This window comes from Streptomyces luteogriseus, from assembly GCF_014205055.1.
Lineage (GTDB): Bacteria > Actinomycetota > Actinomycetes > Streptomycetales > Streptomycetaceae > Streptomyces > Streptomyces luteogriseus.
Genome location: NZ_JACHMS010000001.1, coordinates 5,333,618 through 5,357,741, shown reverse-complemented (window position 1 = coordinate 5,357,741; position 24,124 = coordinate 5,333,618). Strand labels below are relative to the sequence as shown.

Below are 24,124 nucleotides of genomic sequence, written 5' to 3'. Positions count from 1 at the left end.
CAAAGGGGCGGCCACCCGGTTCGGGTGGCCGCCCCTTTGATGTCACTCACTGGGTTCGTACACCGTCGGCGTACGAACGGCAGGGTTACTTGCCCTTGGCCGCTTCCTTGAGCTTCGAGCCCGCGGAGACCTTCACGCTGTAACCGGCGGGGATCTGGATGGGCTCGCCGGTCTGCGGGTTGCGGGCGGTACGAGCGGCACGGTGCGTGCGCTCGAAGGTCAGGAAGCCGGGGATGGTGACCTTCTCGTCGCCCTTGGAGACGATGTCGCCGACGACGTCGGCGAACGCGGCCAGGACGGCGTCGGCGTCCTTGCGGGTCACCTCGGCGCGGTCGGCCAGCGCGGCCACCAGCTCACTGCGGTTCATGTTGTTACTCCCGTGTTCATCTTGCCGTTGAGGCGTCAGATCGAAGCCGATGCTGCCAGGGTCCTCGATGAGTCCCCGGACCCGGGTCCGTCGTCAGACCCTCGCGCCCAGGGACGCATCCTGCCCCTACCTGCGGCGGGAAAGCCAATCCGGCACCCGCAGGAGTCGTGAGAACACCCTTGGGGAGTCACACGAAAAGAGGGCCTGAGCCTGGCGCCACGATAGCTCCGCTGCTGACAGGGTTCTTGCGACGCGCCGGGTTCCAGGCCGCCGTGGGGTTACTCACAGTCCGGGGAGACTGCGCCGTCCGGACCCCCGCAGCGGCCCGGACGGCCTCGGCCTCAGACGCCGGACGGGCTGCCCGACCCCGCACCGACCGCCTTGGCGGCCTCCCGCACGGCGCCGGCGACCGCGCCCGCGACCTTGTCGTTGAAGACGCTCGGGATGATGTAGTTCGGGTTCAGCTCGTCCTCGGTCACGACGTCCGCGAGGGCCTTCGCGGCGGCCAGCATCATCTCGGTGTTGACCGTCCGGGACTGCGCGTCCAGCAGACCGCGGAACACACCCGGGAAGACCAGCACGTTGTTGATCTGGTTCGGGAAGTCCGAGCGGCCGGTGGCGACAACGGCCGCGGTCTGGCGGGCGATTGCCGGGTCGACCTCGGGATCCGGGTTCGCAAGCGCGAACACGATCGCACCCTCGGCCATGGCGGCCACGTCGTCACCGTCGAGGACGTTCGGGGCGGAGACGCCGATGAAGACGTCGGCGCCGCGCACGGCCTCCTTCAGGGTGCCCGTGAGGCCCTCGGGGTTGGTGTTGTCGGCGATCCAGCGCAGCGCCGAGTCCGGGGCGGCGTCCACCAGGTCCTCGCGGCCGGCGTGCACGACGCCGTGGATGTCGGCGACGACGGCGTTCTTGACGCCCGCGGCGAGCAGCAGCTTCAGGATGGCCGTACCGGCCGCGCCGGCGCCGGACATGACGACGCGGATGTTCTCGATCGCCTTGCCGGTGACGCGAAGTGCGTTCGTCAAGGCGGCGAGGACGACGATCGCGGTGCCGTGCTGGTCGTCGTGGAAGACGGGGATGTCGAGGGCCTCGCGCAGCCGGGCCTCGATCTCGAAGCAGCGCGGGGCGGAGATGTCCTCGAGGTTGATGCCCGCGAAGCCCGGGGCGATCGCCTTGACGATCTCGACGATCGCGTCGGTGTCCTGGGTGTCGAGGCAGATCGGCCAGGCGTCGATCCCGGCGAACCGCTTGAAGAGGGCCGCCTTGCCCTCCATGACGGGCAGCGCGGCCTTGGGGCCGATGTTGCCCAGGCCCAGCACGGCGGAGCCGTCCGTCACGACCGCAACGGAGTTGCGCTTGATGGTGAGGCGCCGGGCGTCCTCGGGGTTCTCGGCGATCGCCATGCAGACGCGGGCCACGCCCGGCGTGTAGACCATGGACAGGTCGTCACGGTTGCGGATGGGGTGCTTGGACGCCATCTCGATCTTGCCGCCGAGGTGCATGAGGAAGGTCCGGTCCGAGACCTTGCCCAGGGTGACGCCCTCGATGCCGCGGAGTTCCTCCACGATCTCGTCCGCGTGCGCGGTCGACGTCGCCGCGATGGTGACGTCGATACGGAGCTTCTCGTGACCGGATGCGGTGACGTCGAGGCCGGTCACCGAGCCTCCGGAGGACTCCACGGCGGTGGTGAGCTGCGAGACGGCGGTTCCGCTCGCGGGCACCTCCAGCCGGACCGTCATCGAGTAGGAGACGCTGGGCGCCGTTGCCATGGCCGACTTCCTCTGCTTTCACCTGACGCTGATTTGTGCCGTCCGATCGTCGCACCTACCGCTGAGTAGCAGGTAGCCACCCTCGATTGCGAACGTTTTGTTCGCGGAATGGGGCAGAAAGAAGAGACCCACGTCACGTGGACGTGGGTCTCTCTTCGGTCAAGTGGCACCGACCCGCCATGCTCGCCTCGCGGCAAGTGGTCGCTCGTAGCGACGAAGGTTGGGCCCGGGGGCTTGGATCGGGCCGGTGCCACATCCAGGCTAACAAACAGATCCCGTAAGGCCATTCCCGTACCGGCAGTTCATTTCGCCGACAATTGGGTATCGCGCCTCAGTCCCTGAGCAGATCCGGAACTCCCGCCGCGTCGGGCTCGTCCCGGTCGGCCGAGACGACCGTGAGCTGCTGGGTGGCCCGGGTCAGCGCGACGTAGAGGACGCGCAGGCCGGCCGGGGACTCGTCGGCGATCTCCGCCGGGGAGACCACGACCGTCGCGTCGTACTCCAGGCCCTTGGCCTCCAGGCTGCCGAGGGCCACGACCCGGTCGCCGAGGCCGGCGAGCCAGCGGCGTGCCTCCTCGCGGCGCTGCATGGCGACGACCACGCCGACGGTGCCGTCGACGCGCTCCAGCAGCCGGGCCGCCTCGTCGCGGACGGTGGAGCCGAGGGTGTCCTCCACGACGGTGAAGCGGGGTTCCACGCCGGTGGAGCGGACCGCCTTCGGCGACACGGAACCGGGCATGGCGAGGGCGAGGACCTTCGAGGCCAGCTCGGCGATCTCGGCCGGGTTGCGGTAGTTCACCGTGAGCTCGAAGCGGCGGCGGGGGCGGGTGCCGAGTGCCTCGTCGCGGGCCTCGGCGGCCTCGTCCGGGTCGGACCAGGAGGACTGGGCCGGGTCGCCGACGACCGTCCAGGTGGCGTGCCGGCCGCGGCGGCCGACCATGCGCCACTGCATGGGGGTGAGGTCCTGGGCCTCGTCGACGATGACGTGGGCGTACTCGACGCGCTCCTGGGCGAGGCGTTCGGCGCGCTCGCGCTGCGACTCCTCGCGCACCGGCATCAGCTCCTCCAGGCCGGTGAGCTGGTCGAGCGGGTCGAGTTCGCGCTTCCTGCGGGGGCGGGCCGGGGCGCCGAGGACGGCCTGGAGCTCGTCGAGCAGGGCGATGTCGTGCACCGTGCGGCCCTCGCGCCGCAGGGAGCGGGCGACCTTGCGGACCTCGCCGGGGTTGAGGATCCGCCGGGCCCAGCGGCCGAGGCGCCGTTCGTCGGCCATGGCGTCCAGGACGGCCGCCGGGGTGAGCTCCGGCCACCAGGCGTCCAGGAAGGCGATGAAGGCGTCCTCGGAGGTGATGTCCTCGTCGAAGGAGGAGCGCAGCTCGGCCGCGAGTTCGGGGTCGGAGTGCCGGCCGGCCGCGCCGGACCGCTCCCACAGGGCGTCCAGGAGCAGCTTGCGGGCGCGCGGGCGCAGCAGGTTCACCGGGGCGGTGCCACCGAGGGCGGAGCGGCGGATGCCGTCCAGCTCCCGGGCCTCCAGCTCCAGGCGGCGGCCGAAGGCGACCACGCGCAGCCGGGTCGGCGGATCGTTCAGCTCCAGGGCGCCGCGGGCGGCCTTGCGCAGCACCTTGAGCATGCGGGAGGAACCCTTGGCGCGGGCCACGGCCGGGGAGTCGTAGAGCGTGGCCTCGCTGCCCTCGACCAGGGAGCCGATGGCGCGGATGGCGACCTGGCCCTCCTCGCCGAGGGAGGGCAGCACGCCCTCGGTGTAGGCGACGAGCAGCGGGGTCGGCGAGACGATCAGGATGCCCCCCGCGTAGCGGCGCCGGTCCTGGTAGAGGAGGTAGGCGGCCCGGTGCAGGGCGACGGCGGTCTTGCCGGTGCCGGGGCCGCCCTCGACGTACGTCACGGAGGCGGCGGGGGCGCGGATGACCAGGTCCTGCTCGGCCTGGATGGAGGCGACGATGTCGCGCATGGTGTGGCTGCGGGCCTGGCCGAGCGCGGCCATCAGGGCGCCGTCGCCGATGACGGGCAGCGCGTCGCCGTCGAGGTACGCCGTCAGCTCGGGGCGCATCAGGTCGTCCTCGACGCCCAGTACCCGGCGGCCCTTGGAGCGGATGACGCGGCGCCGGACGACACGGCCGGGGTCGACCGGGGTGGAGCGGTAGAAGGGGGCGGCGGCCGGGGCCCGCCAGTCGATGACCAGCGGCGTGTAGTCCTGGTCGAGGACGCCGATGCGGCCGATGTGCAGGGTCTCGGCGATGTCGGCGGTGTTGTCGGGACGTACGGCCCCCTCCGCCGGCTCGACGGCGGTGTACGCCCCGTCGGGGCCCTTCTTGCCGTCCTTGCCGGTCAGCAGGTCGATCCGGCCGAAGAGGAAGTCCTCGAACTCGTTGTTCAGCCGGTTGAGGTGGACGCCCGCGCGGAAGACCTGGGCGTCCCGCTCGGCGAGTGCGCCGGGGGTGCCGACCTGGCCGCGCCTGGCCGCGTCCTGCATGAGGAACTCCGCCTCGTGGATCTTCTCCTCGAGGCGCCGGTACACCCGGTCCAGGTGTTCCTGTTCGACGCTGATCTCCCGGTCACGAACCGAATCGTGCACCGAACCGACCGCGTCTTGTCTCTGAGCCTGAACGGCCACCGGGCCCCCTTCTGACGTGCTGGGCAGCCGTCAACCGTACGCGAAGGGGACCCCTGGAAGCTACGGGCCGGCGGACAGGCGCGGGACCTGTTGGCCCCAATGGCGCCTGCCGTACGGCCGAACAGTCCTACGCGTCCACCTCGACCAGTCGCTTGCCGTCGAAGGTGACGACCTCGAAGTGGTCGATCTCGTTCGGCTCGAAGGCGGCGCCGCCCTGGACGTACAGGGGCTCCTTGGCCTTCTCGGTCTTGGCGTCGGGGAGGCCGTAGCCCCACTCCGGGACGGACCAGGAGGACAGGGTCTCGCGCTCGCCGTTCTTGCCGACCGCGACGAGGGCGCACTTGAGCGGGCCCTTGACGTTCTTGAGCTCGGTGACCACGCCCGTCCCCCAGTCCTTCTTCTGGAGGGCGACCGTCGCGGTGACCTTGGTGCTCGGGTCGGTGGCGGAGATCTTGTCGGAGATGCCCTCGAAGGCCGCCTTGGCGGGGCTCGCCGCGAGGGGTCGGTTCTCCGCGCCGCCGCCGCCGTCACCGCCGTTCGTCGCGACCGCGACGAAGGGGCCGCCGATGATCAGCGCACCGGCCGCGGCCACCATGTAGAAGCTGCGGCGGCGCTTCTGCGCGCGGCGGTCGGCGACCTCGTCGACCAGCTTCTCCACCAGGCGCGGCCGGGGCTTCGCGGACAGCGACTCGCCGATCGCGGGGGTGCTGCCCGAGCCGGGCAGATCGGCGAGGGCGGCGAGCATCGGCTCCATGCCGGCCAGTTCGTCGAGCTGCTGGGCGCACCATTCGCAGGTCGCGAGGTGGGCTTCGAAAGCGGTTGCCTCGGCGTCGTCGAGGATGCCGAGGGCGTAGGCGCCGACGGTCTCGTGCTCGTTCGGCACCGGGGACTCCTGCATGGGTCCAGACATACCCACGCCTCCCGTACCGAATCCCTGGTTACCCCCGTAAACACTCATCACGCCGTCACCCCCCGCTCCTCCAGTGCCAGCTTCATCGAACGCAGGGCGTAGAACACCCTGGAGCGGACGGTTCCGCTGGGTATGCCCAGGGTCTCGGCCGCCTCATTGACCGTACGCCCCTTGAAGTACGTCTCGACGAGCACCTCCCGGTGGGCAGGGGTCAGGTCGTCGAGTGCGTCCGAGAGAGTCATCAGCCACAGCGCCTTGTCGATCTCGTCCTCCGCGGGGATGACCTCCAGCGGCGACGGGTCGACCTCCTGCGGCCGGGCCTGCCGGCTGCGGTGGCCGTCGATGACGATGCGCCGGGCGACCGTCACCAGCCAGGGGCGTACCGATCCGGTCGCTCGATTGAGCTGACCGGCGTTCTTCCAGGCACGGATGAGCGTCTCCTGCACGACGTCCTCGGCGCGCTGCCGGTCTCCGGCGACCAGGCGCAGGACATACGCAAGCAGGGGTCCGGCGTGTTCGCGATAGAGCGCACGCATCAGCTCCTCGTCGGGTTCCGAGGGCTGGGACATGCGATGTCGGGCCCTCGGTGCTCGTTCATTGGCCACGACGGAATCCTTGCGCACGCCCACCTCCGATGTCCGGGGGTTCCCCCAGTCGGTCGCTCCACATGCCGTACGGACGCGAGCGGTTGGGCGTTCAAAGAGACCCGACAGATTTCTTCCGGATGACGTGACGAGCGGGACATGGAGTCACATTCCCACCCCGCGTTCTTTACATATCCGCCACATCGGCAAGATCAAGCCAGGCCTTCCCTACGGTGGCGTAGGTAAACGGCGTGTAATCGAAATCACTTCGACGTCGGGGTCGCAGAAGTCGCATTTAGGACAGGGAAATTGAGTGCACGGACCACTCAATTCCGTTTAGGCGCGGGCGAGTGCCGCGCGGCGGCGGTGCCGGGCGACGCGTTCGCGGTTCCCGCAGACCTCACTGGAGCACCAGCGCCTCCTGCGTCCCCGGGACGTGTCGAGGTACACGATGGGGCAGTTGTCCCCTTCGCACTGGCGCAGGGCCGCGCGGGCGACGGGGTCGGTCAGCAGGTCCACGGCGTCCCGGGCGACGACGGCGAGCAGGGCGGCGCAGCCGGGCGGGCCGTCCAACCGCCGCAGCAGTTGGCCGTCTTCGCCGCGGACCGCGCGGGGGGCCGGGGGTGCGGTGCGGGCCAGGTCGTTGACCCGGGCGAGGGCGAGGTCGTACGTCGCGACTCCGGGTCTCGGCCGGCAGCGCACCAACCGGTCGACCTGGGCGCGCAGTTCGCGGAAGGCCAGCAGCCAGCCGGTGTCGGCGTGGGCCAGGGCGGTGTCCGCGGGGACGAGCCCGGAGCCGGTGATCCAGGCGCGCAGCACGTCCACGGAGTCGAGCCGTTCCTCCGGGTGCGTGGTGGAGAGCAGGTCCAGGCAGATCCGCCCGGCGTCGAACCGCAGCTCGTAGGGGGCCGTGGCCGTACCCAGTGCCATGTGCCTGTCACCGCCTAGGGGTTCACCCCGGTTGCGAGGGCTTCGGTGCGACGCGTCGCGTGGGACACCGACGTGAGGGCCGGTGGGCCGCTCCCTCTTACAGTGCCTGCCCGCGACGACGCCGAAAACCCCTCGCGCACACCCGGCCGCACCGGACGCCGGTACGCGACACCCGTTCCGGCCACGCCGACAGCGGGGCGGGGGGCGAGCCAGGATCCGGGTGGGGCGTCCCGCCTGGGCCGGAGGGCGGGGAGGGCGTGTCGGCTGGGCCGGGGGACGGGGAGGGCGTCCCTGCCCAGGCCAGGGTCCGGGTGGGCGTGTCGCAAGGGGCCAGGGGCGCGGAGGGCGTCCCGCCTGGGCCGGGGATGCTCAGGGCGTGCCGACCCGGGCCAGGGGGCGCGCAGGGCGTGTCGGCTGGGCCGGGGGCGCGCAGGGCGTCCCGCGTCGGCCGTCGGAGCCAGGGTCCGACGGCCGGGCCCCGCCCAACAAACCGCGAGGTCACACAGCCGTAGGGCCCCGTGGAACACCCACCGTGCCGCCAACGCCCGGCGGCCGGACTCCCGTCGGGCATCACCTCCCCCGGCGGGGCCGCCCGGCAAGCAGAACCCGCCCGGCGCACCCCGCTCAGGCCACCTGCCCCACACCCCGACGGCCGGGCCCCGCCCAACAAACCGCGAGGTCACACAGCCGTAGGGCCCCATGGAACTCCCCACTCGCGCCGGCAACGCCCGGCGCAACGGCTCTCTCCGCCGGACCCCTCCCACCGGCGGCACGCTCCAGTCCGACCCTCCGACCCTCCGCCCCTCAGCCCGCGCCTTACCCGCCCACCGGCGGCGGCCGGCGCGTTCCCGGCCGACGACGGGGCAGAGGATGTCGCGATCCCGCTCAACCCCCGGACGGGCTCACGCGTCCGCGTACTTCGTTTCCGCGCTCGGGTCCAAGGCCAGGCGATAGCCGCGTTTGACCACTGTCTGGATCAGCTTCGGTGTGCCGAGGGCCGTACGAAGGCGGGCCATGGCGGTTTCCACGGCGTGTTCGTCGCGGCCGGAGCCGGGCAGGGCGCGCAGCAGGTCCGCACGGGCGACGACCCAGCCGGGGCGGTGGGAGAGGGCGCGCAGCAGGGACATGCCGGCGGGCGGGACCGGCTTGAGGTCGCCGTCGACCAGGACGGCGTGGCCCCGGATCTCCACGCGGTGCCCGGCGACGGGGAAGGAGCGCGCCCGCGCGGGGAGTTCCTGGCACAGGAGCTGGACCAGCGGGCCGAGCCGGAATCGCTCCGGCTGGATCGTGTCGATGCCGCGGGACTGCAGGGGGAGGGCGGTGACCGGGCCGACACAGGCCGGAAGGACGTCGTGGCTCAGCGCCGCCAGGACCTCGTCGAGCAGCCCGCGGTCCTTCGCCCGGGAGAGGAGCGAGGCCGCGGCCGGGGCGCTGGTGAAGGTGACCGCGTCCAGGGCCCGGGCGACCGTCGCGTCCAGCAGACGGTCGACCGGGGCCAGGTCCTCCGGCGGCATCCAGCGGTAGACGGGCACCCCGAGCACCTCGGCCCCGCCCGCCCGCAGCGCCTCCACGAACCCGGGCAGCGGCTCACCGTGCAGCTGGATCGCGATCCGCAGACCGTCGACGCCCTCCTCCAGCAGCCGGTCCAGCACCTCCGCCATGGACTCCGACGACGGCGACCACTCCTCCGTCAGCCCGGCGGCCCGCACCGCGCCCTTGACCTTCGGCCCGCGCGCCATGATCCGTACGCCGCCCAGCCGGGACAGCAGCTCTTCCCCGAGCCCCCAGCCGTCCGCGGCCTCGACCCAGCCCCGGAACCCGATCGCGGTCGTGGCCACGACGATGTCCGGCACCTGCTCGATGATCTCCTTCGTCGCGGCCAGCAGCTCGCTGTCGTCGGCGAGCGGCACGATCCGCAGGGCCGGGGCGTGCAGGACGGCGGCACCGCGTCGCTGCAGCAGCACCCCGAGCTCATCGGCCCGGCGCGCGGCCGTCACACCCACGGTGAAACCCGCCAGGGGCCCGTGGTCAGGTCGCTGTTCTTCCTCGTACATGGCTCTCGTCCCGCATCCAGTCGTCGTACTTCGTGGGTACGGCGTACCTACATGCCGATCGAGCCTGTCAACGGCTCGTGACAGGCCCGGATCGGCGTGATGTCGCTGGTGTTACGTCACACCTCGGCGTAGCTGAGCTGCGGCTTCGCCTCCGAGGTCGCCGTGGTGACGGGTACCCGGGGAGCCGTACGGCGAAGGTATACGGCCCATGTGACCACGAAGCAGACCGCGTAGAAGGCCAGGAAGGCGACGAACGCCCCGGTGCCCGAGCCGTAGGAGAGGAAGGACTGGCGGAAGGCCAGGTTGATGCCGACACCGCCGAGCGCGCCCACCGCGCCGATCAGGCCCATGGAGGCCCCGGACAGCCGCCGCCCGTACGCCGCCGCCTCCTCGCCCTGAAGCCCCTTGGCCAGGGCCTTGTTCTGGAAGATGCCCGGGATCATCTTGAAGGTCGAGCCGTTGCCGAGCCCGCTGAGCACGAACAGCACCACGAACGCCACGGTGAACAGCGCCAGCGACTTCTCCATGGAGGCGCCGATCAGGACCGCCGTCGCCACACCCATACCGACGTAGTTCCACAGGCTGATCTTCGCGCCGCCGTGCCGGTCGGCGAGCCAGCCGCCGAGGGGCCGGATCAGCGAGCCGAGGAGCGGGCCGATGAAGGTGACGTACGCCGCCTCCAGCGGGGTGCGTCCGAACTGGTTCTGCAGGACCTGTCCGAAGGCGAAGCTGTAGCCGATGAACGACCCGAACGTGCCGATGTAGAGGACGGACATGATCCAGGTGTGGGCGTCCCGCGCGGCGTCCTTGGCGGCACCGGTGTCGTTCTTGACGTTCTCCAGGTTGTCCATGAAGAACGCGGCCATGACGGCTGCCACGAGGATCAGGGGAATGTAGATCCCGAGCAGCACCCGCGGGCCGCCGCCCGCGCCGATGATGGCGAGCGCGGCCAGCTGGATCACGGGGACACCGATGTTGCCGCCGCCCGCGTTCAGGCCGAGCGCCCAGCCCTTCTTCCGCAGCGGGAAGAAGGCGTTGATGTTGGTCATGGAAGAGGCGAAGTTGCCGCCGCCGACACCGGCGAGCAGGCCGACCAGCAGAAACGTGGAGAAGGACGTCCCCGGCTCCATCACGGTGAACGCGGCGACGGTCGGCACCAGCAGGAGGGCCGCGGAGATGATCGTCCAGTTCCGTCCGCCGAAGATCGCCACGGCGAAGGTGTAGGGGACGCGGACGACGGCGCCGACCAGCGTGACCATCGAGGTCAGCATGAACTTGTCGGCGGGGGTCAGTCCGTACTCCGGGCCCATGAAGAGCACCAGCACGGACCACAGGGTCCAGATCGAGAAACCGATGTGCTCGGACAGCACGGAGAAGAAGAGGTTGCGGCGGGCGACCTTCTCCCCGGTCTCCTTCCAGAACGTCTCGTTCTCCGGATCCCAGTGCCGGATCCAGCGTCCGCCCTTGCTCGGGGGTACGGGTGCCGTGCCAGGGCCTGTCATGACGCCTCCACTGTGCTCCGGGGCTCGGTCGTACTTCTGGTGACTGATCCCGAAGGTAGGGAGGACTCGTTTCCTGCCTGTGGCAGCGGGTGACCGCGAGGGAACTTTGCTCTCACCCCGCGCCCGGGCGGGATGAGAGGTTCCGGGAGGTTCCCGCGTCAGTGCTGCGGGGGCTGCCCGTGCGGGTTCTGCTGAGGGTGGGGCTGCGGCTGCTGGTACGGCCGGCCGTACGGGCCCGGGGGCTGCGCTCCGTAGGGGCCGGGCGCGGGCTGACCGGGGTACGGGGCCTGGGCCGGCTGACCACCGTAGGGAGGCGGTGCGGGCTGACCCGGGTACGGGGCCTGCGCCGGCTGACCACCGTAGGGAGGCGGTGCGGGCTGACCCGGGTACGGGGCCTGCGCCGGCTGACCACCGTAGGGAGGCGGTGCGGGCTGACCCGGGTACGGGGCCTGCGCGGGCTGGGCGTACGGCCCGGGCGGCTGCTGCCCGTAGGCCGGCTGCGGCGTTCCCGCCGCCGGACCCGGTTGGCCCGGCACAGCCCCGCCGTACGGCCCGCCCGCGAACGGGTTGCCCTGCCCGGGCGGCTGTGCCCCCGGCGGCAGATACCGCAGCCGCCCGTTCTCGTCCTGCACCGGCGCGAAGCCCGCCGCCCGCAGCCGGGCCGCGAACTTGGCGTTGCGCTTGCGCGTCACCACCAGGCCGATGCCGAAGACCGCCATGAGCAGCAGCCACACCACACCGGCCGCGACGAAGTCGGTGGAGCGCCCCCCGAAGCGGAAGGCGAGGATCACACAGCCGACGGTGACGCCCAGGGCCCCGTACCCCATGCGCTTCTCGGCGTTCTTGCCGGTGAGGTCGAAGTTGATGCGGGCCTTGAGGAGTTCGAAGGCGTCGGGCACGAGCGGCGGCAGGGAGACGCCGTCGGCGGCGTTGGGGTACTGCGCCCAGTTCTGCCCGGCCCGGGCCCGGGCCTGAGGGCTCGGGTCGGGCAGGATCAGCATGGTGAGCGCGCCGTTGCGGCCGCTGCTCTGGCGGACGTCGGCGTACTCGTAGCCGAACTGCTGGGCGACGAAGGCCAGCCGGGCGAGCTTCTTCACGGACGCCATCGGGCTGGTGAGCTCGACCGGTTCCCCGCTCGCCATCAACCGCAGCATCTTCTGCATCTGCCGCTTACTCATCCCACCGCTCCCCCGGGCCACTTTGTTCACAAGCGCAACCCGTGCAGTTTTCCACATCGGGAAAGCCCGGGGGAACGGGGTCCGTCAGGCGCGTCTCCGGCTCCCGCGTCCCTTCTCCGGGGACTCCCCCGTCGGCCACAACCGCGGCCTCTGCTTGGCCGCCAGGTCCTCCGCCCAGCCGAACGCCAGGATGCAGCAGCCGATGAGGATCCAGACCAGGACCAGCACCGGCCAGACGCTCTCCAGCAGCCCGGGCACGTTCTGCTCCAGCACGGGGAAGCCCCACAGCCGGTCCCACAGGGTGGCGGCGATCAGGATGCAGGTGTTGTGCCACAGATAGATGGTCACGGCCCGGGAGTTGAGCAGCGTGATCGTCCCCGCGAGAGGGCGCAGCCGGCGCGGCCACTCCGACCAGGACGGGCTGAGGTGCAGCAGCAGGACCACCGTGCCGAAGGACCACAGGGCCTGGGCGAGCGGCATGCTGTCCAGGTCGTTGCCGGTGCCGAAGTCGTGGTGCAGGGCGTACCAGAGGCCGGCGAGGGCGATCACGGGTGCGACGGACGGCACGATGTAGCGCGGCAGCCGCTTGAGGATGCCCTCTTGGTGGGCCATGCCGAGGATCCAGCAGGCACCGAAGGTGGAGAAGTCCGTGAGCGCCGAAGGGATCCGCTCGCCGGGCAGCGTGATCCAGCCCTGCTCGAAGGCGACGGCCAGGGCGACGGGCGCGAGGATCGTGAGGACCGGCAGGGCGCGCAAGGCCTTCAGCAGCACCGGCGACAGCAGGACGTACCAGAGGTAGGCGCGGATGTACCACAGCGGGCCCGCGAGGTCCGCGGCCCAGTTCTCGCCGATGAAGCCGTGGACGCCGGGCAGCCCCTCCGCGTAGGGCGGGTCGCTGAGCGGGAGGATCCAGAAGGTGAGGTGGAGCAGCCACCAGCCCGGGTGCCCGTCCTCGTCCGGGCCCCAGCCCTGGAGGACCATGCCGGTGACGCCGACGACGCCGAGCAGCCACAGCGGGGGCAGCAGCCGCCGCATCCGGCCGCGGATCACCTGCACGGCCGGGCGCTTCAGCGAGCGGGCCATGAGGTTCCCGGCGAGTGCGAACATCACGCCCATGGACGGGAACACCAGCGGCAGCCAGGCCCAGCCCGTCAGGTGGTACAGCACGACACGGAACAGGGCGAGGGCGCGCAGCAGGTCGAAGTACCGGTCGCGGCCGGGCTTCTTGACGGCGGTCGGCTCCTGCCGGGGAGCCTCGGTGACGGGAGCCGTGGTCATCCGACCGGCCTCCCGTCCATCGCCTGGGGTGCGGGCGTTCCGCCCCCGGGCAGGCCCACCGCGCCCGTGCGCCGCAGCTTCTGCCAGCGCAGCCGGCCGCCGGTGAGGGCGGTGATCCAGGACTGGAGCAGGACGACGTACATGAGCTGGCGGTAGAGGATCTGCTGGAGCGGGAGTGAGATCAGGTGGGTCATGCGTTCCTTGTCCAGGTGGAACGCGTAGGCCGCGCACACCCCTTGTACCGCGAGGACGCCCAGCCAGGCGCCGATGGTCTTCTCCGTGGGGCCGAACACCAGCCCGTACAGCAGGAACACGTCGATCAGCGGGGCCAGCAGCGGCGCCACGACCATGAACATCGAGACCAGGGGCATGCCCACCCGGCCGAAGCGGCCCGAGGGGCCTCGCTCGACGATGGACCGGCGGTGCTTCCAGATGGCCTGCATGGTGCCGTACGACCAGCGGTAGCGCTGGGACCACAGCTGCTGGACGGACTCCGGGGCCTCGGTCCAGGCGACGGCCTTCTCGGCGTACACCACGTGCCAGCCGTCGCGGTGCATGGCCATCGTGATGTCGGTGTCCTCGGCGAGCGTGTCGTCGCTCATGCCGCCGACGCGTTCCAGTGCGCTGCGCCGGAACGCCCCGACCGCGCCGGGGATGGTGGGCATGCAGCGCAGTACGTCGTACATGCGGCGGTCGAGGTTGAAGCCCATCACGTACTCGATGTGCTGCCACGCGCCGATGAGCGAGTCGCGGTTGCCGACCTTGGCGTTGCCCGCGACGGCGCCGACGCGCGGGTCGCCGAAGGGCTGCACGAGTTCGCGGACGGTCGTCGGTTCGAAGACCGTGTCGCCGTCCATCATCACGATCAGGTCGTACTTGGCGTTGGCGATGCCCCGGTTGAGGGCGGCGGGCTTGCCCGCGTTGAGCTGGCGGACGACGCGTACGCCGGGCAGGCCGAGGTTCTCGACGATGCGGGCGGTGCCGTCGCTGGAGCCGTCGTCGATGACCAGCACCTCGATGGGGTGGTCGCTGGCGACGAGGGAACGGACCGTCTGCTCGATGCACTTGGCCTCGTTGTAGGCGGGCACGAGGACGGAGACCGGTTCCGTGATCGGGTCACCCCAGCGGAAACCGCGCCGCCGCACCCGGCGGGCGTGCGCCACGGAGAGGATCAGCATCAGCCCGAGACGGCCGAAGACCAGCACGCCGACGACGGCGAGGCCGGCGACGAGCACCCCGGTCACCTTCTCGGAGGCCTGCACCAGGAACACCCACGCCTCGCCCTTCAGCGACTCCAGCCCGGCGACCGGGGTGTGCGCGCTGGGGGCGTCGAGGGCGGCGGTGAGGGTGTGGAAGCGGTAGCCCTTGTCCGTCAGCCCGGAGACGTACCGGTCGAGGGCGGCCACGGTCTGGGAGCGGTCACCACCGGAGTCGTGCATCAGCACGATGGCGCCGTGGCCCTTCTGCGGCGTGGCGTTGCGGATGATCTGCTCGGCGCCGGGCCTGCGCCAGTCCTCGCTGTCGGTGTCGTTGACGATGGTGATGTAGCCCTTGCTGCCGATGTACTCGGTGACCGGCCAGGTGTTGTTGTCCATGTTCTGGGCGAACGACGAGTAGGGCGGGCGGAACAGCGAGGTGCGGATGCCGGCGGCGCCGGCGAGCGCGAGCTGGTTCTGCGACAGCTCCCAGTCGACCCGGCTCTTGCTCTGCAGGGACAGGTCGGGGTGGTTGAAGGTGTGCAGCCCGATCTCGTGGCCCTCGTCGACCATGCGCTGGACGAGGTCCGGGTACCGGGAGGCCATGGTGCCGGTGATGAAGAAGACGGCGTGGGCGTCGTGCTTCTTCAGCACGTCGAGGACCTTGGGCGTCCACATCGGGTCGGGGCCGTCGTCGAACGTCAGTACCAGCTCGTGGTCCGGGAGGTCCAGGCTGGTCGCCTTCCCGCTGCGGGTGTCGATGACCGGCCCGCCCTTGAGGATGTCCTTCGGGACGCGGTCGTTCGCGGCGGGCGGTCCGACGCGGTGGTCGGCGAGGACCTCGCTGTGCACGTATCCGCGCAGCATGAGCATCGCGCCCAGCGCGACGAGCACGAACAGGGGCAGCAACAGACGCATGGGCAGGCGCCGGCGCCTGGAGCCGCCAGGGGCTCGGGACGCGCGCCCGGAACGGCGGGTACGGGATGCCATGGGTGGTGGTACTCCGGGTGGTGCGGGATGGGGTGGTACGGGGACGGGGCGGACGGACGGTGTGGTGGGGAGGGCCCGGCCGGCGGGACGTCGCGGTTGCGCGTCCGCTGCGCCGGCGGTCGGTTCGGTCGGGGCGGCTGACCTCGATCGAGAGGCGCCCCCTGCCGGCCCGGAAGCCCCCGCCTTCTGCCGACCGGCCGGGCGGCTGCGAAGCGTCTGGCCGGGTGTGCGGTGATGCGGTGCCCGGCCGGACGAGCGGGTGTTGCGGCGCCCGGCCGGATTGGTGGTGCCGGACTGGTGATGCGGTGCCCGGCCCAACGAGCGGGTGAAGCAGTGCCCGGCCGGATGGGCGGTGATGCAATGGCCCGGCCGGATGGGCCTGGTGCGGTGCCCGGAGCGGTGGGCTCCGCTTTCGCGACGCGGTTCAGGCGGCGCCGCGGTCCGGACAGCGCCGCGGTTCAGGCGGCGACGCGGTCCGGACGGCTACGCCGTCTAGGCCGCGGTGGGTGTCTCCGCGACGGGCTGCGGCTCGGCCGGGCCCTCCGCGACGGGCTGTGACTCGGCCGGGCCCTCCGCGACCGTGCCGCCGTCGCCGTCGGTGCCCGTCGTCTCGGTGGGCGGGGCCGTGGGCTCGACCGTCGGTGTCGGGTCGGCGGCCGGCGTGCTCGGCGGGTCCGCGGGTCTGGTCGGGGCGGGAGGAGTGGCTTTGCCGTCCGGCGCCGGGGTGGTCCGGGTCGCGGTCGGCGAGGGCTTGGCGGACGTACCGGCGCGGCCGGGCCCGGCGGTGGCACCGGGTGCGACGGCGCTGGGGCCGGGCGCGGGTGCCGTGGCCTCGCCGGTCGCCGGTGCGCTGCCCGGCGCGGTGACGCCGGTGTCTCCGGCCTCTCCGCCCGGTTCCGACTCGGCGGTCAGCGGCGGACTGTCGACCTGCCCGGCCGGCGGGTTGTCCTCCCTGGTCGGCACGGGCAGCCAGGGGGCGTTGGAGTTGCCCGACAACAGCGTGGCGACGATGACGACGGCGTAGACCCCGCAGGCCAGGGCGATGGCCATGCCGATGCGGCGGTAGCGGCGGCTGCGGCGGCCGGACTCGTCGACGAAGACGGGCCGGTCGGCGGCCGCCTCGGCGCCAGGGCCCTCCTTCACCTGCCGCAGGAAACCCTCCCCGAGCTGCACGGCGTCCAACTGGACCGTGACCTCGTGCGGATCGTGGGTCTGGCCGTCCGCCTCGGGGGTGTGCCCGGACGGGGCGGCCTCCTCCGGCTCCTGCCAGGGGTCGCGGACCGCGGTCCGGCTCGCCGGCTCCGGGGTGCGCGAGTCGGCCTCGCCGTCGCTCTGGCGGGGAATGCCGCGCAGTATCTCCGTCCCGGCGGTCAGTCCGTGGCCGGTCGCCCGGACCTCACGGCCGGGGAAGACCTGGGTGGCTCTTCTGTCCCGGGCTCTGTCGTCCGACAGGAGCTCTCCGGTAGCCGTAGCGGCCTCGGGCCACTCCGGTTGGGCGTCTTCTCGCCACTCTTTCACGCGCACGCACTTCCCCCCACGGGATGGTTCAGGTGCGCTTGACGACCTGAGCACCCGCCGTCGGACCGGGCCCCCACCCGTCCGAACGCCCCCTCGTACCACACCGTGCTCAGGCGTCGAATGTAGCGCACGCGCAGGTTCTGTGTGGGCGCCGTGTCGAATCGTGTCAGCCGTGAGACGCCATGAAGACATCGTCTCCGGCCGGTGTCCAGCTGCCCGCGGGCCTCCGCAGCCACTGCATTTCCGCAGACAGGAGGGCTGCCGCGCGGCGCAGCGCGTCGAAGGCGGGGTGGGTCAGGCCCCTGCGCCACACCAGCGAAACGCATGACAGCGGAACAGGGTCGACCAAGGGCCGCACGACCGTCGAGGGCAGGGCCGGGAACTCCGTGACGGCCAGGATCGGGTTGCGCGTTCTGGCCATGATCCGCTGGAACTCCTCCTCTCCTACGGCCAGCGGGGCGGGTGGCGCGATTTCGATGTCGCGCCCCTCGAACAGCAGCCGCGCGAGGCCGGTCCACTCCGGCGTGCGCGGGTTGCCGGCGCCCGCATAGATGCTCTCGCCGGCCAGCTCGGCGAGCGGTACGGACTCCCACGCGGCCAGCCGGTGGTCCTCGGGCAGGACGACGGCCATCGGCTCGAACCGCACGGGCTGGTGGTCGAGCCCGGCCCTCAGCGCCGGGTCCAGCCCGGCGAACCGTCCGAACGACGCGTCCAGCCGGCCGGCCAGCAGTTCACCGGCGGCTCCGGTCAGGCCGCTCTCGTAGCGAGCCATCAGCTCGTGGCCAGGGGCGAGTTCCCGCGCCTCGTGCAGCACGCGGCGGGGTGTGCCCAGGCCCGGGGAGTTGAGGTCGACCAGCAATGGCCGGGGCTGGTGAAAGGCGGCGAGCAGCTCGTCCTGCGCGTGGAGCACCCGGCGGGCGTGCGGCAGCAGCCGCTCTCCGTCAGGGGTGAGCGTCACCTGCCGGGTGGTCCGCACGAACAGCTCGGTACCCAGCTCCCGCTCCAGCCGCCGCACGTCCCGGCTGAGCGCCTGCTGAGCCACGTGCAACCGCACCGCGGCCCGCGTGAAGTGCAATTCCTCGGCCACGGTGACGAAGCCACGCAGCAGACGGGGGTCGAGGTGGGCGGCCATGCGGTGAACCTACAGCGGTCGGGAGCGGGGGCCGGCGGCGCCCGCGATCAAGGCCGCCCCGAGGGCCGACGGCGCCCGCAACGCACGCGCGACCGAGGGCCGGAGACGTGAGCCAGGAGCCAGGAGCCGCCGAAGATCAGGGAGCCGCCGATGATCAGGGGCCGGTGTTCTTCCCAGCCGCCCCGCCCTCGCCCGGCCGGGCCTCCGTGGTGTTCACGCCGTCCGCCGCCTTCCGGCCCTCCCCCGGCGGAGCCTGCCCCACCCGGTGCCGAGGCGCCGACCGCATCGGCGGCCTCGTCAGCGTGATCTGGCGGACGACCTGCTGGAAGCAGGCCAGGGCGGCGAGGCCGGGCAGGGCGGCCGCCGCGGTGCCGAGGACCGTCCGGGGCGCCTGGACGACGCAGAGCAGTACGGCGATGCAGGAGAAGACCAGGACCACGCACCAGGAGTGCACGGCACGGCGCTGGTGCAGCGCGGCCCGCAGAACGGACAGGGAACCCACCAACCAGGGGCCGTACACCAGCAGAGGCCACCAGGTGCGCAGGCCCCTCGCCGCGGGGGACACGGCGACCAGGCGCAGGGGGTCGTAGGCGGCCATGCCGCTCAGGATGCTCACCGCGGAGGCGATGACGGCAGCCAGAGCAGCGACGAGGAAGCTGGTGGTGCGGAGCACACCCGGGACCTTGCGGCTCCGGACCTTGCGGTGCCGCCGGGGGAGTTCCCGCACGGGCGGCAGTTCCTCGGTGATGTCCTGCAGCCGCCGCATATGGGTGCCGGGGGCGGCGGCGGGTGCCGGGGGCGGCTCCGGGGCCCGGTCCTCGTCACGGGGGGCGGGGATCCTCGCCGCCTGGTCCCCGAGGGCCTCCTCGAGGATGAACGCCAGTTCCTCCGCGGGGTCCCAGGTCGGGTCCGGAGGGGTCAGTGGAGTGATGAAATCCCGGGCCGGAGCCCGATGCCGGCCGGTGCCCTCTACTTTGTCGTACATGACGCGCCCCGCCTATTCGGCAAGCGCGAAAGCAGGCCAATCCGTCGCACTGATCCACCGCCGTGCGAGATCCTTTTCCAGCGCGCTCATGGCATCGATGAAATCGCGCAGGACCGGCTCCGTGACCTGTAGCGCGACCGGGCAACCCCCTCTGGTGAGCGTCCCGTTGACGGTCGCCGACGAGTGCGCTGGAGCGGGAATGTAGGTGTACGGGCCGAGCGTTACCGCCCAGCCGTCTTTCCTGGTCGCCTCGGTCATGTACCGACTAACCGTCGGCCCACTTCGGCGGATGCGCGGCAAACGAGTGAAGGATTTTCCCGAATGAGCATCTTTTCCATGCGCCATGAGAAGCATTAGGAATCTCAATATCCCTGTATGAAGAACAGGGAGCGAATCTTTTTCGCCACGGCTTTCCGGCCACCCGGCACGGATTCACAACGCAGGTGCGTGACTGCGCACGGAACAGGTGTTGGACCGCTCGGTCGCCCCCGGGTGACGGTAGGCGCATGCCGCAACTCTCCCCGTACCGCCGCCTGTTCGAGGTCCCGGGCGCCCGCGCCTTCACCGCCGGGAACCTGCTCGCCCGCCTGCCGATGGGCATGTTCAGCGTCAGCGCGGTCATGATGATCGCCGGAGCCCGGGGCTCGTACGCCCTCGCCGGTGCCGTCACGGCGACGGGCCTCGCGGCGACCGCGCTGGTCGCACCGTGGACCGCCCGGCTCGTCGACCGGCACGGCCAGGCCCGGGTGGCCCTGCCCGCCACGGTGATCGCCGTCCTCGGCTCCCTCTCGCTGCTGCTGTGCGTGCGCCACGACGCCCCCGACTGGACCCTCTTCGCCTCCTACGCCGCCACCGCCACGACCCCCAACACCGGCGGCATGTCCCGGGCCCGCTGGGCACATCTGCTGGCCGGCCACACGAAGGCACTGCACACCGCCAACTCCTTCGAGCAGGCGGCGGACGAACTGTGCTTCATGCTGGGCCCGGTGCTCGCGGCCTTCCTGTGCGGGACGCTCTTCCCCGAGGCGGGCACTCTGGTGGGTGCGGTGCTGCTGCTGACCGGCATGGTCCTGTTCACGGCCCGGCGCGCGACGGAGCCCCCGGTCCGCGCGCACATACCCGGAAAGGCGCCCCTGCGCGCCCCCGGCATCCCCCCGCTGCTCGCGGTCTGCCTGGCGATGGGCGGCGTCTTCGGCGCGACGGAGGTCGTCACGCTGGCGTTCGCCGACGCGCAGGGGCGGCAGTCGGCGGCCGGAGTCGTGCTCGCGCTCCAGGCGGCGGGGTCCTGCGGGGCGGGCCTGCTGTACGGCGCTGTGAAGCCCGTCGGCCCGGCCGCGGCCCGGCTGCCCCGGTGCGTGGCGGCGATGGCCGCGCTGTTGACCCTGCCGATGCTGGCCGCGGCCCTCACCGGTTCGCTCCTCCTGCTGGCGGCCACGCTGCTGGTCGCCGGGATGGCGACGGCGCCGACGATGGTGACCACCATGACGCTGGTCCAGCAGCGCACCCCCGAGGGCCGGCTGAACGAGGGCATGACCCTCGCGGTGACCGGACTGCTGGGCGGCATCGCCTGCGGCAGCGCGATCGGCGGCTGGACGGTCGAGCATCTCTCGCCGACGGCGGGCTACGGGGTCCCGGTGACGGCGGCGGTCGTGGCCCTGGCGTTGTCCCTTCGAAGGCCTTCGAATCGCTTCACCGAGTGCCTCGCGCCCCATTGACGCCCTTCCGCACCCCGCATACGTTCGATCGTCGAAGCGCTTCGACGTCATGCGTCGGGAGAGTAGGGACCCCCACATGAAGTTCACCGACGGCTACTGGCTCCTGCGCGAGGGTGTCACCGCGGCCCACCCGGCCCAGGTCCTCGACGTCACCGAGTCGGACGGCGCACTGGAGATCCACGCCCCGACCCGGACCGTCCGCTCCCGCGGCGACCTGATGACCGGCCCGGTCCTCACGGTCCGGGCACACACCCCCATGCCCGGCGTCATCGGCCTGACCCTGACGCACTTCACCGGCGGTGAACCCCGCGGCCCCGAGTTCGAGCTCACGGCGTCGGACACCTCCGCGGAGATCTCGTACGACGACGAGCACGCGACCCTGACCTCCGGCGACCTGTCGGTCCGGCTGGCCCGGGGCGGACCCTGGCACGTCGAGTTCCGCGCGCACGGCCGCACGCTCACCAGCAGCGGCCACCGGAACGCGGGCATCATGACGGACGCCTCCGGCGCGCACCACCTGCGCGAACAGCTGGTCCTGGCGGTCGGCACGTCCGTCTACGGCCTCGGTGAGCGTTTCGGCCCGCTGGTGAAGAACGGGCAGGTCGTCGACATCTGGCAGTCCGACGGCGGCACGTGCAGCGAACAGGCCTACAAGAACGTGCCGTTCTACCTCACGGACGCGGGCTACGGCGTCTTCGTAGACCACCCGGGCAAGGTGTCCTTCGAGGTCGCCTCGGAGGTGGTCTCCCGGGTGCAGTTCAGCGCGGAGACGCAGGAGCTGACGTACTACGTCGTCCACGGCCCGACCCCGAAGGACATCCTGCGCCGGTACACGGCCCTCACCGGCCGCCCGGCCCTGCCGCCCGCCTGGTCGTTCGGCCTGTGGCTGTCGACGTCCTTCACCACCTCGTACGACGAGGAGACGGTGACCTCCTTCATCGAGGGCATGCGGGAGCGTGGACTGCCACTGTCCGTCTTCCACTTCGACTGCTTCTGGATGCGCGAGCACAACTGGTGCGACTTCCGCTGGGATCCCCGCGTCTTCCCCGACCCGGAGGGCATGCTCACCCGGCTGAAGGACCGTGACCTGCGCGTCTCCGTCTGGATCAATCCGTACATCGCGCAGCGCTCCCCGCTGTTCGCCGAGGGCAAGGCGCTCGGGCACCTGCTGAAGCGCCCGGACGGCTCGGTCTGGCAGTGGGACATGTGGCAGCCCGGCATGGCCCTGGTCGACTTCACGTCACCGGCCGCGCGCGACTGGTACGCCGCCAAGCTGGAGGCGCTGCTCGCGCAGGGCGTCGACTGCTTCAAGACCGACTTCGGGGAGCGGGTGCCCCTCGACGTGGTCTGGTCCGACGGCTCCGACCCCGAGCGGATGCACAACTACTACACGTACCTGTACAACCGCACGGTCTTCGAGGTGCTGCGCAAGCACCGGGGCGAGGCGGAGGCCGTGCTCTTCGCCCGCTCGGCGACGGCCGGGAGCCAGCAGTTCCCCGTGCACTGGGGCGGCGACTGCGAGGCGACGTACGAGTCGATGGCGGAGTCGCTGCGCGGCGGCCTGTCCCTCGGCCTGTCGGGCTTCGGCTTCTGGAGCCATGACATCGGCGGCTTCGAGGGCACCCCCACACCGGCCCTGTTCAAGCGCTGGCTGGCCTTCGGGCTGCTCTCCTCGCACAGCCGCCTGCACGGCAGCAGCTCCTACCGGGTCCCGTGGCACTTCGACGAGGAGTCGGTCGACGTGGCCCGCCACTTCACCCGGCTGAAGCTCCGCCTCATGCCCTACCTGTACGAGACGGCCCGCACGGCCCACACCGAGGGCCTGCCCATGATGCGGGCCATGGTGCTGGAGTTCCCGGACGACCCGGGATGCGCGCACCTGGATCGGCAGTACATGCTCGGCCCGGACCTGCTGGTCGCCCCGGTGTTCGACGACGAGGGCGATGTCACGTACTACGTCCCCGAGGGCACTTGGACGCACTTCCCGACCGGCGAGACGGTGACGGGACCGCGCTGGGTGCGGGAGCGCCACGGCTTCCTGAGCGCACCGCTGCTGGTCCGGCCCGGCGCGGTGATCCCGGTCGGCGCGCGGGACGACCGCCCGGACTACGACCACGCCGACGGGGTGACGCTGCGGGCGTACGGTCTGCGGCCCGGCGACGAGGTGACGGTGCCGGTCGGGGACGTGACCTTCACGGTCGTCCGCGAGGGGGACACCCTGCGGGCGACGTGCGCCGCCCCGGCGGCCGCCTGGGGTCTGGCCGCGGGCGACCGTGAGGTCCAGGCCGCGCCCGGCACGGGCCTCCTCACGCTGGAACTCGGCTGATGGCCAAGATCACGGACGTGGCGCGGCGGGCCGGGGTCTCCCCCAGCACCGTCTCCTACGCGCTGAGCGGCAAGCGCCCGATCTCCGACGCGACCCGGCGACGCGTCGAGGAGGCCGCCCGCGACCTGGGCTACCACCCCCACGCGGCCGCCCGTGCCGGGGCCGGCGCCAGGGCGAGCGTGCTGGCCCTGGCGGCGCCGCTGCGTTCCGGCGTGCACGTCCCGGTGGTGATGCGGCTGGCGGTGTCGGTGGTGACGACGGCCCGCGCACACGCCCACGACGTCCTGCTCCTCACCCAGGAGGAGGCCGAGGAGGGCCTGAACCGTGCCGTTCGGACGGCCTCGGTGGACGGGCTGCTGCTGACGGACGTCGAACTCCACGACCCCCGCCTGCCAACGCTCCGTTCCCTGGACCGCCCGACGGTCCTGATCGGCGTTCCGGCGAACGCATACGGCCTGACCTGCGTCGACCTCGACTTCCGGGCGGCGGGCGAGGCATGCGTGAACCACCTGGCGGAGCTGGGCCACCGCACGGTCGCCCTGGTGGGCTCGCCCCCGGAGGTCTATCTCCGCAGAACGGCCTACGCCCACCACCTCATGCACGGCTTCACCACGGCCGCCGCCCGTCACGGCCTGGCCTCGTCCGTCCACCCGGGCGGCCCCGACCCCGCCACGGCCCCACGGCTCGCCGAGCGGCTGCTCCACGAGCACCCCGCCCTCACCGCCGTGGTCGTCCACAACGAACCTCTCCTGGCCCCGTTGATCGCCGCCTTCGAACACCTCGGCCTGCGTGTCCCCGCCGACCTCTCCGTCACGGCCGTCTGCCCCGACGACCTGGCGGCGACGCCCCGCCTCCCGGTCACCTCGGTGTCCCTGCCCGCCGACGAGCTGGGCGCCCGCGCGGTGGACCTCCTGATACGGAAGCTGCACGGCACCGCCGTACCGGAGACGACGCTCCTGCCGCCCCGGCTGACGGAGCGGGCGAGTACGTCACGCCGGATGCCCGCCTAGGAGCGCGGCCTTCAGCCGGTGTCACCGGCGAAGATCTCGGCCTCG

The 24,124-nt window shown here is 71.9% G+C and carries 18 protein-coding genes; 3 read left to right on the top strand and 15 right to left on the bottom strand.

Features of this window, described 5'->3' with window-relative positions:
- Positions 1 to 85: 85 nt before the first annotated feature.
- From BJ965_RS23715 to BJ965_RS23645, 15 genes are all read right to left on the bottom strand, one after another.
- On the bottom strand, positions 86 to 367 hold the full coding sequence (locus BJ965_RS23715) for an HU family DNA-binding protein (protein ID WP_003990598.1): 282 nt from the start codon (positions 365 to 367) through the stop codon (positions 86 to 88).
- 341 nt (positions 368 to 708) lie between these two features.
- The gene (locus BJ965_RS23710; RefSeq protein WP_184910552.1) at positions 709 to 2,142 is read right to left on the bottom strand and encodes an NAD-dependent malic enzyme; all 1,434 of its coding nucleotides are present in this window, start codon (positions 2,140 to 2,142) and stop codon (positions 709 to 711) included.
- 331 nt (positions 2,143 to 2,473) lie between these two features.
- A complete protein-coding gene (locus tag BJ965_RS23705) occupies positions 2,474 to 4,771 on the bottom strand; it encodes a HelD family protein (protein ID WP_184910550.1) in 2,298 nt (765 codons plus the stop codon).
- A 127-nt stretch (positions 4,772 to 4,898) separates the two neighbouring features.
- The gene (locus BJ965_RS23700; protein ID WP_281402937.1) at positions 4,899 to 5,681 is read right to left on the bottom strand and encodes an anti-sigma factor family protein; all 783 of its coding nucleotides are present in this window, start codon (positions 5,679 to 5,681) and stop codon (positions 4,899 to 4,901) included.
- Positions 5,682 to 5,728: 47 nt separating this feature from the next.
- Entirely contained in the window at positions 5,729 to 6,250 is a 522-nt protein-coding gene (locus tag BJ965_RS23695; protein ID WP_010039908.1) for a sigma-70 family RNA polymerase sigma factor, read from the bottom strand.
- A 351-nt stretch (positions 6,251 to 6,601) separates the two neighbouring features.
- Entirely contained in the window at positions 6,602 to 7,195 is a 594-nt protein-coding gene (locus tag BJ965_RS23690; protein ID WP_184910548.1) for a CGNR zinc finger domain-containing protein, read from the bottom strand.
- A 902-nt stretch (positions 7,196 to 8,097) separates the two neighbouring features.
- Positions 8,098 to 9,249: a uroporphyrinogen-III synthase gene (locus BJ965_RS23685; RefSeq protein WP_184910546.1), complete on the bottom strand. Its 1,152-nt coding sequence runs from the start codon at positions 9,247 to 9,249 to the stop codon at positions 8,098 to 8,100.
- Positions 9,250 to 9,365: 116 nt separating this feature from the next.
- The gene (locus BJ965_RS23680) at positions 9,366 to 10,751 is read right to left on the bottom strand and encodes a nitrate/nitrite transporter (RefSeq protein WP_030837715.1); all 1,386 of its coding nucleotides are present in this window, start codon (positions 10,749 to 10,751) and stop codon (positions 9,366 to 9,368) included.
- A 158-nt stretch (positions 10,752 to 10,909) separates the two neighbouring features.
- The gene (locus tag BJ965_RS23675) at positions 10,910 to 11,929 is read right to left on the bottom strand and encodes a hypothetical protein (protein WP_184910544.1); all 1,020 of its coding nucleotides are present in this window, start codon (positions 11,927 to 11,929) and stop codon (positions 10,910 to 10,912) included.
- Between the two features lie 84 nt (positions 11,930 to 12,013).
- Positions 12,014 to 13,207, bottom strand: coding sequence for an acyltransferase family protein (locus BJ965_RS23670; protein WP_184910542.1), 1,194 nt, complete (start codon positions 13,205 to 13,207; stop codon positions 12,014 to 12,016).
- Positions 13,204 to 15,393 carry a bifunctional polysaccharide deacetylase/glycosyltransferase family 2 protein gene (locus BJ965_RS23665; RefSeq protein ID WP_184910540.1) on the bottom strand — a complete coding sequence of 730 codons (2,190 nt, stop codon included), beginning with the start codon at positions 15,391 to 15,393 and terminating at the stop codon, positions 13,204 to 13,206. The genes BJ965_RS23670 and BJ965_RS23665 overlap by 4 nt, the downstream gene beginning before the upstream one ends.
- 492 nt (positions 15,394 to 15,885) lie before the next feature.
- Complete coding sequence (locus BJ965_RS23660) at positions 15,886 to 16,911, bottom strand: hypothetical protein (RefSeq protein ID WP_313666993.1); 1,026 nt, start codon at positions 16,909 to 16,911, stop codon at positions 15,886 to 15,888.
- A 166-nt stretch (positions 16,912 to 17,077) separates the two neighbouring features.
- Complete coding sequence (locus BJ965_RS23655; protein WP_184910538.1) at positions 17,078 to 18,043, bottom strand: LysR family transcriptional regulator; 966 nt, start codon at positions 18,041 to 18,043, stop codon at positions 17,078 to 17,080.
- A gap of 154 nt (positions 18,044 to 18,197) precedes the next feature.
- Positions 18,198 to 19,028, bottom strand: a complete 831-nt coding sequence (locus tag BJ965_RS23650; protein ID WP_246545965.1) for a hypothetical protein — start codon at positions 19,026 to 19,028, stop codon at positions 18,198 to 18,200.
- Positions 19,029 to 19,040: 12 nt separating this feature from the next.
- Positions 19,041 to 19,286, bottom strand: coding sequence for a hypothetical protein (locus BJ965_RS23645; protein WP_184910536.1), 246 nt, complete (start codon positions 19,284 to 19,286; stop codon positions 19,041 to 19,043).
- A 185-nt stretch (positions 19,287 to 19,471) separates the two neighbouring features.
- Between BJ965_RS23645 and BJ965_RS23640 the strand changes: the two genes are divergently transcribed.
- The 3 genes from BJ965_RS23640 to BJ965_RS23630 all read left to right on the top strand — a co-directional run bounded on the left by BJ965_RS23640 (position 19,472) and on the right by BJ965_RS23630 (position 24,079).
- Positions 19,472 to 20,743: an MFS transporter gene (locus tag BJ965_RS23640; protein ID WP_376777936.1), complete on the top strand. Its 1,272-nt coding sequence runs from the start codon at positions 19,472 to 19,474 to the stop codon at positions 20,741 to 20,743.
- Between the two features lie 76 nt (positions 20,744 to 20,819).
- Entirely contained in the window at positions 20,820 to 23,069 is a 2,250-nt protein-coding gene (gene yicI, locus BJ965_RS23635; protein WP_184910533.1) for an alpha-xylosidase, read from the top strand.
- Positions 23,069 to 24,079, top strand: a complete 1,011-nt coding sequence (locus tag BJ965_RS23630) for a LacI family DNA-binding transcriptional regulator (protein WP_184910531.1) — start codon at positions 23,069 to 23,071, stop codon at positions 24,077 to 24,079. Before yicI ends, BJ965_RS23630 begins: the two co-directional genes overlap by 1 nt.
- Positions 24,080 to 24,124: the final 45 nt, after the last annotated feature.